This window comes from Mesorhizobium sp. M0751, assembly GCF_040320265.1.
Taxonomy (GTDB): domain Bacteria; phylum Pseudomonadota; class Alphaproteobacteria; order Rhizobiales; family Rhizobiaceae; genus Mesorhizobium.
The window spans coordinates 35,871-48,984 of sequence record NZ_JAMYPH010000027.1; the positions used below are offsets into that span (position 1 = coordinate 35,871).

Genomic DNA, 13,114 nt, shown 5'->3' on the forward strand with positions numbered 1-13,114 from the left:
TTCTAGACGATCCTTATCGAGCGGCGGCGCGCGGTATCATCCAGCAGCGCGCGCAGTTCCTCACGCCCGCGCGCGATGCGCGACATCAAAGTGCCGGCGGGAACCCCAAGGATGTTGGCGGCTTCGGCATAGGAAAACCCTTCGATGGCGACCATCACAAGTGCCGCCCGCCGGTCAGGGCTGATCGCCTGCAGCGCGTCGACGATCTCGCGCGAGGCGATGCTCTCGACCTGCTCGGCGGGTGCTGCCTGCGCCTCGCTTGCCTCGAGCGGCAGCATCGCCGCCTCGCCGCGCCGGTTCACCTTGCGCATCTGGTCGATGAACAAATGGTGCATGATCGTAAACAGCCACCTCCTGGGGCTTTCTCCTGTCTGCCAATTGTCGAGCCGCACAAGTGCGCGCTCGAGACAATCCTGGACGAGATCGTCAGCGGAATCACGGTCGCGCAACAGCGAGCGTGCATAGCGGCGCAGACGCGGTATTTCGCCAAGGATTGCTGCCTTCTTTTCGTCCATGACCGCTGGTTCTGGGGCCCCTGTCCGTGGTGATTGAACGCGCCTTTGCAGCGCGGCGCAAGCGGCCAGCGCGAAGCGGTCCGCCGCCCCGGTCACCCAAGCAACTAAGTAACGCCGCCAGTGGCAGGTTTATTCCCGGCCAAATTGAAATCGTCAGCTATTGCTCGTCTCGAGCTTTGCTTTCGCCGCCCTTGTCAGCAGCCGCTGATAGAACAAGCCGATGCCGATGAGCACCGCGCCGAGGCCGATGAAGGACAGCGCCCGCAACACGCCTTCCAGCTCCGACATGTCGAAGATGAAGACTTTGAGCACGGCGATCGAGATCAGCGCCGCCGACGCTATGCGCAGCACCTGCGACTTCAGCCAGACACCGGCGATGAGCAGCACCACGCCAATGACCAGCCACAGTGCCGAATAAGTATAGGTCTCAAGCTGGCCGAGACCGCTCCACAGCCCAATGAACTCGCCCTTGAACAGGCGCCTGACCGACAGCGTGGCATAGGCGAAGCCGAGCACCGCCGCCGCCACCGCCAGCATCGCCGCATACCATTTCGGCCGTTTGTCGCGGGCATAAAGCGCCAGTGCGCCTGCCGCAACCGCCGGCAAGAGGTAGGCGAGGAACAGAAGGTTGAACACTGGAATGCTGCCGGTCGATTCATCCGTCAGCAGCGGGTTCAGCGCCAGAAAATGCTGGAGGACGATGAACGCGACCGAGACCACGCCCGCTGCAATCGAGCCGTAGCGCAGCACCGAACTTGGCGAGCGCATGTCGATGGCGACCAGGATGGCACCGGCACCGATGGCGATCAGCGTGTAGATCGCCTGTTCGGCAAGCGTCGCAGCAGCCGTATCGATGACGCCGCCATGCATGGCATGGCGCACCAGCATGGCGACGGTGAGCAGGCAAAACAGCGCGGCGCCGGCCTCCATGGCGAGGCGCGGTCGGCCATTGGTGGTTCGGGCAAGCTGCCAGGCGGCAAAACCGAAAGCGAGCGCCGGCACGCCATATCGAAGCAGCAGCCAGTTGAACACCGGCGTCTTCGACAGGAACTCGGCACCGACGATGGTCGGGTCGAAGGCAACGCGGCCGAGCACTGCAATCACCGTACCAACGGAAATCCAGCCAAGCACCGGATAGTTACGCCAGCGCGTCGCCAGCGCCGGCGCGACGGCGGCTGCCCCGAGCAGGATGGTTTCCCAGCCCGAACCAAAGGCCATGTGCAGCATCAGCAGGCCGGCAATCGCCGCCCCGCCGAGCGCGAAGGAGACGGCAGCGCCGCCGGTCAGCGGCGGCGCTTCGCCGCGCGCTATCCATTCGCCGCCGGCGACGAAGACGCCGACCAAAACGGCTGCGACCGCCGCATAAGCAAGGTCACGGTCGAGATTGCCGAAGGTAGACCAGAGCGCCAGCAGGATGACCAGTGGCGCGACAGCGCTCCAGGCCGCCCATGTGGCGGCGCGCAGCCAGCCAGAGGCCGCAAAACGGCGCGCCGCCCAAAAACCAGCGCCGATGAAGACCAGGCCCAGCGCGATGCCGACCCTGAGCATCAAGGCATCGGACGCCACGACCGGCATGCCGTCGACGCCGAGAGCGCCACTCGAAAAATCGGAAGCGATCGTGGTCGGCGGAATGATGCCGAGATAGACCAGTACAGTCGCCAGCCCGGCGGCGTGCAGCAGTGCAACCGCCCGCGGCCGGTAGAGCGCCACCGCCACCAGGGCTGCGACAAGGGCTGCGCCCTGCAAGGCATCGCCGGCGGCGGCAAAGACCGGATCGACGAACAGGGCTAGCGCCGAAAGCGCGACGAAGAAGCCCGGCGCGATCGACGGCCAGTCGAAGCTGCTGCCGGCGACCGCTTCGCCGCGGCGGCCGAGCCAGACGAAGGCGAGCACGGCCAGTGTCGTCCCGTCGATAAAGAGGATGACCGCAAGGTTCGCCCCCGGCGCGTCGGTCATGTAGAAGATGGTCCAGATGCCCGTGGCGACGAAGGCTGCGGCCATCAAAAGCCTCCAGTCGCGGATGCGGGCAATGACGCCGGTGGCGGCGAGCACGATCGCCAGATAGCCAAACAGCGCCCACGGATTGGGCGCCTGCGAGGCGACCAGTAGCGGCGTCACCATGGCGCCGAGCAGGCCGACGCCGGCCAGCGCCTGACCATGGACCAGGCTTGCCGCGATCGTCGCCACGCCGATGGCGCCGAGCAGCGTGAAAGCGAGCGTCGGGCCGATGAAGCCGTAAATGCTGTACGCGGCGTAGACGGTACCGAACAGGATGAAGGCGCCGGCCGCCGTCAGGATCGCCGGGATATAGGCGCCGGCGGCACCTTGCACCGGCACCCTGAAGCCGGTGCGCCGGATGAACTCGCCGCCGGCGACCAGCACCAGCCCGAGTGCCGCCGCCATGGCAAGCCGCACGCGTGGCCCGAAAATGCCGGCCTCGATGGTGTAGCGGATCAGGAACAACCCACCCAACGCCAGCGCGATGCCGCCGACCCAGACCGCCCAGCGGGTACCGAGAGCCGTTTCGACGTCGGACTGGCGGGCGGCCTTCGCGGCTGCCGCCGGTTGCGCCGGCTCCGGTGCGGACGGCGCCGTTGTATCGGCATCGGGTTCTGTGGCTGATGCTACCGCTGCGGTCCCTGGCGATACGGCCATGTCGGCCGCCGACGGCATTACGGCATCCGTCGGTTTGCTGTCGTTTGCAGCCGGTTCCTTGGCTTGCGGCGGCAGCACAGGCGCGCCTGAGAGCACAAGGCTGCGCAAGGCGCCAAGCTCGCGCTCGATCAGGCCGATGCGGCTCTGCTGGCGTGAAATGATCACGAACAGCGCGATGATGGCGACCAGGCCGATCAGGCTTTCGAACATGGCGGTTCCCCCAAACCAGGCCAGTTGTCACTGACATTCAATCTTCAGTGACATTCAAATGCGGCGGCCAAACGGCCGGTCCATTCAACGTGCCGCCAGATTGGCCGCCGGAAAGATCGAGCATATTTCGGTGCCGAAAGCCAGCAGCTTGCCGTTGGCGTCCTTCAGCGCCGCTTCCGAAACGGCCAGCGTGCGGCCCTTGTGCCAAGGCCGAGCGGCGAAACGTTGCCGGGATAAGGTTCAACGTCGCTCATCTGGTGGTCTCCCCGGCGGCGGTTTCTGCGGCGCTCGGCTTGCCGGATTCATGGCCGGGCGGATGGTGCCTGCGCAACGCGGCGAGGAAGCCGGCGCGGGCGCCGGGAGGTTCGATGCCGCGTGGTTCGTAGACATGGCGGGTCAAAAAGAAGCCGGTGAGCCGGAAGGCGTCCTCGATTGCCGCCGGATCGGCGCGCAGGCCCGAACCGCGCTGCAGGAAGGCAGGCAGCGCCAGCATCTTGTCGCGCCACGGCGCGCCCGCCGCCCGCGACACGGCGCGGCCGGATTTCGGCGAGACATAGGCAAGATCCTGCCTCGTGCCGGTCGCCGCACACTGGCTGAGATCGAGGCCGAAACCGAGTTCGTCGAGTACCAGCAGCTCGAAGCGGGCCACCAGCTCGCCGGCGGCATCGGCATCGTCGAGATGAGCGATCATCACCGCAAGCGTCTCATAGAGACCGCCATGGGCGTCGCGCTCAGGCAGAAGACGCAAATGCGCGGCCATCGTCTGCAGGCCGTAGACGGCAACGGCGCTGTCCATCAGCCGGGCGGCGTTCATCTCGATGGCCTCGACCTGGAAGGTGCCGAGATGCTCGTCGAGCCGCGCCCGCCACAACAGGTCGACGCGGTTGCCGGGCTGCAAGACAGGCTGCTGCTTGCGCGAACGGCCACCGCGCACGAGACCGAGATGGCGGCCATGCGCACGTGTCATCACCTCGAGAATGGCGCTGGTTTCGCCATGCTTGCGGGTGCCGAGAATGATTCCCTCGTCGCGCCATTCCATGACGAGAGCTTGTCACCGGTTCGATGGCGAAATCAAGATGAGCGACCTATCCGCTGCAAACCGAAACGGCCCGTAGCGTATCGCTACGGGCCGTTTCGGCGAGATCGTCGTTTGATCAGAACGAGCGCTGGAAGCGGAAGATGCCGCCGATTGCGTCGGCATCGTCGGCATCGAAATTGTCGAAATAGTCGACTTCGGCGGTGATCGTGTAACCAGGAACGATCGTGTAGGCGACGTTGGCCGCAACGGCGAAGTCTTTGTCGTCGGTATAGGAGACCTGGGCGTTCAAAGCGGTCTTCTTGTTGACGGCATAGCTGCCCCCGCCCCAGACGGCAAAGTTGCCAGTCCACGGTTTGTAGAAGTTCTTTGCGACGTTGTCGTCGCTGCCGTAGCCCGCCATCACGAACAGGGTCAGGTCAGTAATCGGCTTGACGTCGAGGCGGGCTTTGCCGGCCCATTCTTCCGACGTGCTGTTATAGGCGCCGACCGCGGTGATCGCACCCCAGTCACCCTTGTATTTCACGCCGCCGACGACAAACGGAACGTAGCTGTCGATCGACTGGTCAGCGCCGGAGCCCGTTTCGACCGAGGCGACTGCCGTAAAGCCATTACCGCCGTCGAAATAGTAACTGATCAGGTTGGTGTCCTTGGTGCCGTAAGGAATGATAGTGTCCTGGACGACGCTGCCGGCGTAGCCGATGAACGAATCATAGACAGTTTCATCCTTGCCGACGCGGAAACCTCCAAGCTGGATCCAGGCGAAGTTCAGGGTAACCGCCTTGTTGTCCTGCACGCTGAAATCAACACCGCTCACGGTGCGTTTGGTATTGCCGAAGTTGAAACGGGTCTCGGTGTAGGTCTTCAAAGTGCCGAGCTCGGTTTCCTGGCCTGTCCACGTCTTCAAATTGAAGCGCGCATTCTTGTTCCAGGTCTGCTGTTCGTCACCGTCCATAAGGTCGTGTGTCGTCGCGCCGTCGAAAACGCGGCCACCGTCGCCGAAGCTGGCGTCATAGCGGACATATCCGCCGATGCGCAGGCAGGTCTCGGTGCCGGGGATGTAGTAGTAGCCGGCGCCGTAGACGTCACAAATCTTGACGTATTCGGCGGGTTCCGGCTCGGCGACCACAACAGCGTCGGCGGCGCGCGCGCCGGAGACCGCGACGAATGCCGCGGCTGAGCCGAGAAGAAGGCTCTTGATATTCATTTTCTGACCTCTCCAGTCAAAGTTAAAATGGCTTTGAACCCATGGTTGAACGGCTGAACGCCTCACCCACGTCGAAAAAGGCGCGCACCGCACCCCCTCTTCAGGCGGCGAACATACTCATCGGCATTCCAGTCTCAATGACGATTATAAAAATAATCAATGTTTTCATAAAAGAGGAAATCCACGTTGCACAAATATCACTTCATATTTTCTTCATAATCGCTCCCGGCACAAACGAGACATCGTCACAATTGTACGAAAATATACTTGTACCATTAGCCGGCAAACCGATCGGAATCCGACAGACATTCCTTTTACGTGTTCTTTTTTTTGGAATGGACTTCTAACGTTGGCAGCGAGATCAAGCCAACTTCGCCATCGCTGCGTTCTGTGCGGCAAGAACGACTTCCGCCACCAGATCCTGCTTGAGCATTTCAATGGGAGTACGTCCGGCGAGGCCGGGCGCGGGGCCGATCAGCCACGCCCAGGCATGCCGTGGCTCGGGCATCGCGGACAAGACTTCCTTGATACCCGGAGCCGGCCTGCCGTCGACGAACTGGGCCAGGGGAAATACATGTTTGCGGCCACCGGTGCGCAACGCAACGACCGTGCCGCTCCGCTGCCAGCGATGCAGGGTCGAGCGCGATATGCCGAGATTTTGCTCCAGGAACGTCGATCCGGCGACCCGACCGGCCCAGTCCTCGACCCGCATCGCATCGAGGTCGCCGCTTCCAGCCGGTTGGACGTCCGTCCCTTGGCCTCCGTGTGCGCTCGACAGACGCGTCCGGGCACTGCGTTCCGCAGCTTCGGCCGCCAATATCCGCACGAACCGCGAAGCCATGCCGGGCAATCTTTCCTGCATGGTGTCGATCGCTCTGATGTCGGTCGGCGCAAGCAGGGCGACGGCGGCGGCAACGGCGCCGGCGACCCTACCCGCTGCAAGGATCGCATCGCTGTTCGTCACCCCATTTTGCCGCGCCAGCGCCTGCTCGACCTCAACAGCGACGACGTTTGCAAACTCGATTTGACGGATGGGGTCGAAGCGATTCCAAGTCCTGGTCATGTCCTGATCTGGCTGCTTGCCCGCCGGTTCCGGTTTGCTCGGAAGCGGGTCTTTCGCACAGCCTATAGGCAGGGTGTGTGACGGAGAGACGACAAACGGGAACGCTGGACGACCGCAGTGTCGGCAGGTGCTCCAGCCGGTCTGACTGGCCGGTTCTGCATGAAATATCGGAAATTTCTCAGAACCCGCTCAGGATTTCGGGGCGCGCCGGTGCCAATAAGAAACCGGTCGACCGAGGTGGTCGGCGCATGGCCTCCCGGAACGATTCGGCCGGCTGTTCAAGATGCAAGTCGACCGATTGGGCAGCCCGGCGACCTCTCATTGTCATCTGCCCGTGAGAGGCCCGACATGACTTCTTTCCTGCTCCTGGTGCGGCAGCATCAGTTGGCCGCCTTCTTTTCGTTGACGCTTGTCCTGACCTGGTTTGCCTTCATCCCGTTCTTCTTGTCGAATGGCGATAGCATTCCCTGGTTTACCTTCGGCCCGATGCTGTCCGGATTCGTTGTCGCAGCCGTTTCCGGAGGCTGGACTTCGGTCAGGGGTATTCTCGCTTCCATGGTGAAGTGGCGGGTATCTCCACTATGGTATCTGGTGGCATTCGGCCTGCCATTTGGCACACAGCTGGCCTCGATCCTGGTCAATCCGCTGTTCGGCTCGGCGACGCCGGCCTGGAGCAACATTCCAGCCGTCACTGAGATACTGCCGATCATCGCGCTGTATGCGGTCTTCAGCGGTCCACTTGGCGAAGAGCCGGGATGGCGCGGCTTTGCAACACCGCGTCTGCTTGGCAAGCATTCGGCGCTGGCCGGAAGCCTGATCCTCGGCGCGATCTGGGCGATCTGGCATTTTCCGCTCGGCCTGATCGGCGACCTCAGCGTCTACGGCACGATTAACGTCCTACTAGCGGCAGTGGTGTTCACCTGGCTCTATCAGAACACCGGCAGTGTGCTTGTCGCCATTCTGATGCATGTCACCCATCAGAACAGCGTACGCTTTCTGGGCAAGGTGTTCATCGACGCCGACCATGTGCAGCAGCAATGGATCGGTGTTGCGATCTGGGCGGTGGCTGCGGTAGCCATCGTTGCCGTCTACGGCACCGAGAGCTTCGTCCGCAGGTCGGCACCGCAGCGCGCCCTCGCTGGCGCCGTCTAATTTGCGGCGCCCAAATCCAAAACACCGCTTTCGGCGGCGACAGACCTTGACCCAGCCCTCCAGCCGTAGGCCAATACAGGCACGGCTTCAGGGAGCGGGCCGTTTCGATGGCGGTTTCGGCCACTGATCAGGTTTTTCAGTTCGGCGGTTTCACACTCGATCTGGGCAAAGGTACGCTCGGCCGGGCCGAACAGCCGGCCTTCCTTCGGCCGAAAGCCTACGCATTGCTGACGCATCTCGCCCGCCATATCGGCCGTGTGGTGCCGAAGTCGGAATTGATGGATGCGGTCTGGCCGGGTGTTTTCGTCACCGAGGACTCGCTGACACAGTCGATTCGCGAGATCCGCAAGGTGCTCGGCGAGGAAACGATACGGACCGTATCGAAGCGCGGCTACATGCTGATCCCTGAAATCGAACCGGTGCCCGAACCCGGCGCACAGCCGATCGTGGCGGTGCTCAGGTTTCGCAATGACGGCGCCGATCCGGCCGACGAAGCGATCGTCGACGGTATTGCCGAAGACATTATCAACGGCCTCGCCCGCTTCGGCACGCTGACGGTCCTGGCGCGCAATTCGAGCTTCTCGTTTGCCTCATATTCGCCCAGCGAATGGCCTGTCGTGCGCTCGCGCATCGGCGCCGACTATCTCGTCGAGGGTTCGGTGCGGCGGCAGGCAGATAGCATCGTCTGTGCGGTCAATCTGGTTGACGCAGCCAGCGCTGCCCAGCTCTGGGGCGATCGCTACCAGGCCAATTACGCCGGGCTGTCCGCCATCCAGCAGGAGATCGTCGAAAAGATCGTCGGCCGGCTGATGGTTCGGGTGAACAATGCCGGCCTGCAACGTGCCTCGCGGCAGCCGGTAGCCAGCCTCGCCGCCCATGAACTGGTGCTGCGCGGCGTCGCCTTGCTGCGCGATCCAGCGCAAAGCGAACTGAAAGAAGCGGCGGCGTTTTTCGAGGCGGCGATCGTCAGGGATCCGGCCTATGGCCTTGCTTACACCTACCTGGCGCTGTCGCATGTGCTTAACAGCGAATTCGGGCCTATCAGCGACGCCGTTCTGACGAAGGCCCGCGACCTGGCCGACCGGGGCATCGCATTGTCGCCGGATCAGGCAACGGCACACCGCATCCAGTCGCTGGTGCGGCTCAATATGCGCGACCACGAGGCGGCCGAGCATCATTTACGCATGGCGCTCGAGCTCAATCCTGGCGACGCTGACTGTATCGAGCAGATGGGGCATCTGTTGACGATGCGTGGCCGGCCGCTCGACGCGCTGGCCTGGCTGGCGCGCGCCAGCCGCATCAACCCGCTGCATCCCCATTGGTGTCAGTACGATCGCGCGCTCGCGCTATACATGCTGGGCGAATACCGCACGGCTGCCGAGGCGCTGGAGCTGGCGACGCGACCGACGCCGTGGATCCGCACCCGGCTTGCCGCCTGTTACGCTCAGCTGGGCGACATGCAGGCGGCAAGGCGCCAGGCTGCGCTGATCAACGCCGACGGCTCCGATTTCTCGCCGCTCGACTATGCAAGAACGGGCATCCCGTTCGAAAACGTCTCCGACGCCGAACATCTTGTCGACGGCGTGTCACTGGCCCTTGGGTATCGCTCAACATCCTGAGGCGGCCAACAGGCCGCTCGGCGGATCGCCCAAACAGGCTCAGTGCGGAAATTCGAGCCCCATTTCCCGGTAGCGCTCGGGATCGTCGCCCCAGTTCTCGCGCACCTTGACGAACAGGAAGAGGTGCACCTTTTGCTCGAGTATGCCTGCGATCTCCATGCGCGCGGCCTGGCCGATGGCGCGGATCGTCTCGCCCTTATGGCCGAGCACGATCTTCTTCTGGCTGTCGCGCTCGACATAGATTGTCTGGTCGATGCGCACCGAGCCGTCCTTCTTCTCTTCCCATTTCTCGGTCTCGATGTGGGACGAATAAGGCAGTTCCTGATGCAGCCTGAGATAGAGCTTTTCGCGGGTGATCTCGGCCGCGAGCTGGCGCATCGGCAGGTCGGAGATCTGGTCCTCCGGATAGTACCAGGGGCCGGCCGGCAAGGTCTCGGCGAGATAGTCGAGCAGGTCCTTGCAGCCGGACCCGGTCAGCGCCGAAACCATGAAGGTGCGCTTGAACGGCACCCTTTCGTTGGCTGCCGCCGACAATGCCAGCAACGTCTCGTGCTTGACCCGATCGACCTTGTTGAGGATCAACACCATCGGCTGCCGGACATCCTTCAGCCGCTCGAGGATGGCGTCGGCATCGCCCCGGATGCCGCGCTCGGCGTCGATCAAGAGCAGCACGACATCGGCGTCCTTGGCACCGCCCCAGGCTGTGGTCACCATCGCGGTGTCCAGCCGGCGCTTCGGCTTGAATATGCCCGGCGTGTCGACGAAGACGATCTGCGCGTTGTTGTGGGTGGCAATGCCACGCACGATGGCGCGCGTGGTCTGCACCTTGTGCGTCACGATCGACACCTTGGCGCCGACCAATTGGTTGACCAGCGTCGATTTCCCCGCATTGGGCGCACCGATCAGCGCGACGAAGCCGGAGCGGGTAGCGAGAGCTTCTGTTGCCGGAGCTTCGGTGGCGGTCATGCGGCACTCCCTTGATTGAGCCAGACGCCTTCCCGCTGCAGAAGTGCCGCGGCTGCAGCCTGCTCCGCCTCGCGCTTGGAGCGCCCGCTGCCGGTCGCCGGCGGATAGGCGCCGACCTTGACGCTGACGGTGAACAGCGGATCGTGGTCCGGTCCCTCGCGGCTGTCGATTATGTAAACCGGCACTGCACCTGCCGCCTGATGCGCCCATTCCTGGAGTTCGGTTTTCGCATCGCGACGGGCGGCGTCAATGGCTTGCGAACGCGGCTGCCAGTATTTGTGGATGAAAGCACGGGCCGCTTCCAACCCGCCGTCGAGATAGAGCACGGCGATCAGCGATTCCAATGCATCGGCGCGCAGATTGACGCGCTTGCGCCCATCGAGGCCGCGTACGTCCGAACCGGCGCGAATAAGTTCCGGCAGGCCAATCTCCTCAGCGATATCCGCCAGGGCCTCCGCGTTGACCAGCGCATTCAATCTCAGCGACAGCTCACCCTCGGCGGCGTCGGGAAATGCCGCCAGCAGCATATCGGCAACGACAAGGCCGAGAACGCGGTCGCCCAGGAATTCGAAACGTTCGTAGTCGATGCCGGCATGACTGCCGCGAGCGCTGGCATGGGTCAGCGCCCGCTGCAGGCGCTGATGGTCGCCAAAACTGTGGCCAGTGCGCTCCCTGAGCGCCTCGGCGAGCGCATCGGCGGTCAGCCGTTTCGTCGCCGCCATGGCCCTAATTGACGAAATGGAACAGGCGCGAGGCGCGCATCAGTGACGGCCATTTCCAGATTTCGAGCGGGCTGGCGCTGCCGCCGATCGAGAAGAAAATGAGGTTGGCGCGGCCGACCAAATTCTCGTCCGGCACGAAGCCGACGGTGAAGCGGCTGTCCGACGAGTTGTCGCGATTGTCGCCCATCATGAAATAGTGACCGGGCGGCACCTTGAACTCCTTGGTATTGTCGCCGATCGAAGCCTGCGTCAGGTCGAGCGTGTCGTAAGTGACGCCGTTCGGCAGCGTCTCGCGATAGACATCGACCGGCCCATTCTCCTCGGTGATGTCGCGGTTGTCGATCTGCCCGACCTTGACGCGCGGCACGCCTACGTCATTGATGAAGAGCTGGCCATCCTTGACCTGGATCTTGTCGCCCGGCAGGCCGACGACGCGCTTGATATAGTCCACGGAAGGATCCGGCGGAAACTTGAACACCACCACATCGCCGCGCTTCGGCTCGGAGCCCCAGATGCGGCCCGAAAAGATGTTCGGCCCGAACGGCAGCGAATAGCGGGAGAAGCCGTAGGACCATTTGGTGACGAAGAGATAGTCGCCTTCGAGCAAAGTTGGCCGCATCGAGCCGGACGGGATCGAGAACGGCTGGAACAGGAGCGTGCGGATGACCAGCGCAAGCAGCAGGGCCTGGACGATGACGCTGACGGTTTCGCCAAGTCCGCCGGATTTCTTCTGGGTTTTTTCAGCCACGCTCATGTCGTCCTCGATTGTGCGTTGGATGGTATAGAGTCTCGGCGCGCGCTGGGCAACGTCATGCCGGTGGTCAGATGCAATCAATGTGGCGCTTCTTCGACCGGCAACGCTTCAATGATCACAAAGGCTTGAGCGAGCGGAAAATCATCGGTGATGGTGAGGTGGATTACGGCACGGTGCCCTTCAGGCAGGATTTCGTCCAGCCGCGCTGCCGCCCCGTTGGTCAGCGCCATGGTCGGCTTGCCGCTGGCCAGGTTGACGACCCCCATGTCACGCCAGAACACACCCTGCGCCAGACCGGTGCCCAATGCCTTGGCGCAGGCTTCCTTGGCAGCGAAACGCTTGGCGTAGGAGGCCGCACGCGCCGCGCGGTTTTCGGAGCGCGCCTGTTCGATCTCGGTGTAGATGCGCTGGATGAAGCGCTGGCCATGGCGTTCCAGCGACTTCTCGATGCGTCTGATGTCGATGAGGTCGCTGCCGATACCGATAATCATTCGGCGGGAACTTCCGGCCCGGCTTTTCCAGCCTTTGCCGCTCTTTCGGCCAGACGCTTGCGGCGCTGCTCCTGGAAAGTGACCATGCCCCAGCGGGTGATGCCGTAAAACAGCAGGCCGAAAGCCAGGCCGAGCGGTATTGCGCCGATTGTCATCGGCTTCAGCACCGGTCCCCACAACTGCGCAAAGGAAAGATTATGCAGCATGTCGCCGAGATGCGCGGGCGGGCCATGCGCCGGCAGGTGTTCATGCAGGATCAGCTTGCCGACCTCCCAGGAGGCGGCCCATAGCAGCGGAAACGTCAGGGGATTACCGAAGACCGTGCCGAGTGCTGCCGCGACCAGATTGCCGGCGATCAGCCAGCACAGGATGGCAGCAATGATGAAGTGGAAGCCAAGCGGGAAAAACGACGCGAATACGCCCGCCGCAACACCAGCGGCCACTGCGTGCGGCGTGGCCCTAAGCCGCAGGATGCGCTTGGAAAAATACCGCAGCGAGCGCGAGAACGAGCGGCGCGGCCACAAATAAGTACGCACCCGCTCGAAAAAAGCATCAGGCTTGCGCCGTCGAAAAAGCACTCTGTTCCTGTTCCTAGTTCCATCGATGGCTTCACGCCGGCTTTTCCAGCCAGGCGCGACAGCCCATGCTGCGCTCTGCGGTCGCCGAAAAGCAACTACGACGTTGATATAGCGATGCGCTGGCCGAAGAACAACGAGGCCGAGGG

Annotated in this window: 12 protein-coding genes; 2 read left to right on the forward strand and 10 right to left on the reverse strand. The window is 63.1% G+C overall.

Features of this window, described 5'->3' with window-relative positions:
- Positions 1-2 precede the first annotated feature (2 nt).
- The 5 genes from NKI19_RS28915 to NKI19_RS28935 all read right to left on the reverse strand — a co-directional run bounded on the left by NKI19_RS28915 (position 3) and on the right by NKI19_RS28935 (position 6,686).
- Positions 3-515: a sigma-70 family RNA polymerase sigma factor gene (locus NKI19_RS28915; protein WP_292657948.1), complete on the reverse strand. Its 513-nt coding sequence runs from the start codon at positions 513-515 to the stop codon at positions 3-5.
- A gap of 153 nt (positions 516-668) precedes the next feature.
- Positions 669-3,380, reverse strand: coding sequence for a DUF2339 domain-containing protein (locus NKI19_RS28920; RefSeq protein ID WP_352566181.1), 2,712 nt, complete (start codon positions 3,378-3,380; stop codon positions 669-671).
- 250 nt (positions 3,381-3,630) lie between these two features.
- Positions 3,631-4,419, reverse strand: a complete 789-nt coding sequence (gene recO / locus NKI19_RS28925; protein ID WP_352566179.1) for a DNA repair protein RecO — start codon at positions 4,417-4,419, stop codon at positions 3,631-3,633.
- 115 nt (positions 4,420-4,534) lie between these two features.
- The gene (locus tag NKI19_RS28930) at positions 4,535-5,623 is read right to left on the reverse strand and encodes a porin (RefSeq protein WP_352566177.1); all 1,089 of its coding nucleotides are present in this window, start codon (positions 5,621-5,623) and stop codon (positions 4,535-4,537) included.
- A 361-nt stretch (positions 5,624-5,984) separates the two neighbouring features.
- Positions 5,985-6,686, reverse strand: coding sequence for an antitoxin Xre/MbcA/ParS-like domain-containing protein (locus tag NKI19_RS28935; RefSeq protein ID WP_352490904.1), 702 nt, complete (start codon positions 6,684-6,686; stop codon positions 5,985-5,987).
- Positions 6,687-7,034: 348 nt separating this feature from the next.
- On the opposite strand from NKI19_RS28935, the gene NKI19_RS28940 reads away from it, so the two are divergent.
- Together NKI19_RS28940 and NKI19_RS28945 are read left to right on the forward strand one after the other, a co-directional pair.
- Positions 7,035-7,838 (forward strand): CPBP family intramembrane glutamic endopeptidase, encoded by an 804-nt coding sequence (locus tag NKI19_RS28940; protein WP_352490903.1) that lies wholly within the window; start codon positions 7,035-7,037, stop codon positions 7,836-7,838.
- Positions 7,839-7,945: 107 nt separating this feature from the next.
- Positions 7,946-9,457 (forward strand): winged helix-turn-helix domain-containing tetratricopeptide repeat protein, encoded by a 1,512-nt coding sequence (locus tag NKI19_RS28945; RefSeq protein WP_352490902.1) that lies wholly within the window; start codon positions 7,946-7,948, stop codon positions 9,455-9,457.
- Between the two features lie 39 nt (positions 9,458-9,496).
- Here NKI19_RS28945 and era read toward each other — a convergent pair whose 3' ends face one another.
- The 5 genes from era to NKI19_RS28970 all read right to left on the reverse strand — a co-directional run bounded on the left by era (position 9,497) and on the right by NKI19_RS28970 (position 12,968).
- Positions 9,497-10,423 (reverse strand): GTPase Era, encoded by a 927-nt coding sequence (era, locus tag NKI19_RS28950; protein WP_352490901.1) that lies wholly within the window; start codon positions 10,421-10,423, stop codon positions 9,497-9,499.
- Entirely contained in the window at positions 10,420-11,145 is a 726-nt protein-coding gene (gene rnc, locus NKI19_RS28955; protein WP_352566175.1) for a ribonuclease III, read from the reverse strand. Before rnc ends, era begins: the two co-directional genes overlap by 4 nt.
- A gap of 4 nt (positions 11,146-11,149) precedes the next feature.
- Entirely contained in the window at positions 11,150-11,899 is a 750-nt protein-coding gene (gene lepB, locus NKI19_RS28960) for a signal peptidase I (RefSeq protein WP_352566173.1), read from the reverse strand.
- Between the two features lie 77 nt (positions 11,900-11,976).
- Positions 11,977-12,390 (reverse strand): holo-ACP synthase, encoded by a 414-nt coding sequence (gene acpS, locus NKI19_RS28965; protein ID WP_023719885.1) that lies wholly within the window; start codon positions 12,388-12,390, stop codon positions 11,977-11,979.
- Complete coding sequence (locus NKI19_RS28970; protein WP_352490898.1) at positions 12,387-12,968, reverse strand: DUF2062 domain-containing protein; 582 nt, start codon at positions 12,966-12,968, stop codon at positions 12,387-12,389. Before NKI19_RS28970 ends, acpS begins: the two co-directional genes overlap by 4 nt.
- Between the last annotated feature and the right edge of the window lie 146 nt (positions 12,969-13,114).

Bases quoted from the DNA above. Each gene is read 5' to 3' on its own strand.
- NKI19_RS28915 (WP_292657948.1), bottom strand. From the start codon at position 515: ATGGACGAAAAGAAGGCAGCAATCCTTGGCGAAATACCGCGTCTGCGC.
- NKI19_RS28920 (WP_352566181.1), bottom strand. From the start codon at position 3,380: ATGTTCGAAAGCCTGATCGGCCTGGTCGCCATCATCGCGCTGTTCGTG.
- recO (WP_352566179.1), bottom strand. From the start codon at position 4,419: ATGGAATGGCGCGACGAGGGAATCATTCTCGGCACCCGCAAGCATGGC.
- NKI19_RS28930 (WP_352566177.1), bottom strand. From the start codon at position 5,623: ATGAATATCAAGAGCCTTCTTCTCGGCTCAGCCGCGGCATTCGTCGCG.
- NKI19_RS28935 (WP_352490904.1), bottom strand. From the start codon at position 6,686: ATGACCAGGACTTGGAATCGCTTCGACCCCATCCGTCAAATCGAGTTT.
- NKI19_RS28940 (WP_352490903.1), top strand. From the start codon at position 7,035: ATGACTTCTTTCCTGCTCCTGGTGCGGCAGCATCAGTTGGCCGCCTTC.
- NKI19_RS28945 (WP_352490902.1), top strand. From the start codon at position 7,946: ATGGCGGTTTCGGCCACTGATCAGGTTTTTCAGTTCGGCGGTTTCACA.
- era (WP_352490901.1), bottom strand. From the start codon at position 10,423: ATGACCGCCACCGAAGCTCCGGCAACAGAAGCTCTCGCTACCCGCTCC.
- rnc (WP_352566175.1), bottom strand. From the start codon at position 11,145: ATGGCGGCGACGAAACGGCTGACCGCCGATGCGCTCGCCGAGGCGCTC.
- lepB (WP_352566173.1), bottom strand. From the start codon at position 11,899: ATGAGCGTGGCTGAAAAAACCCAGAAGAAATCCGGCGGACTTGGCGAA.
- acpS (WP_023719885.1), bottom strand. From the start codon at position 12,390: ATGATTATCGGTATCGGCAGCGACCTCATCGACATCAGACGCATCGAG.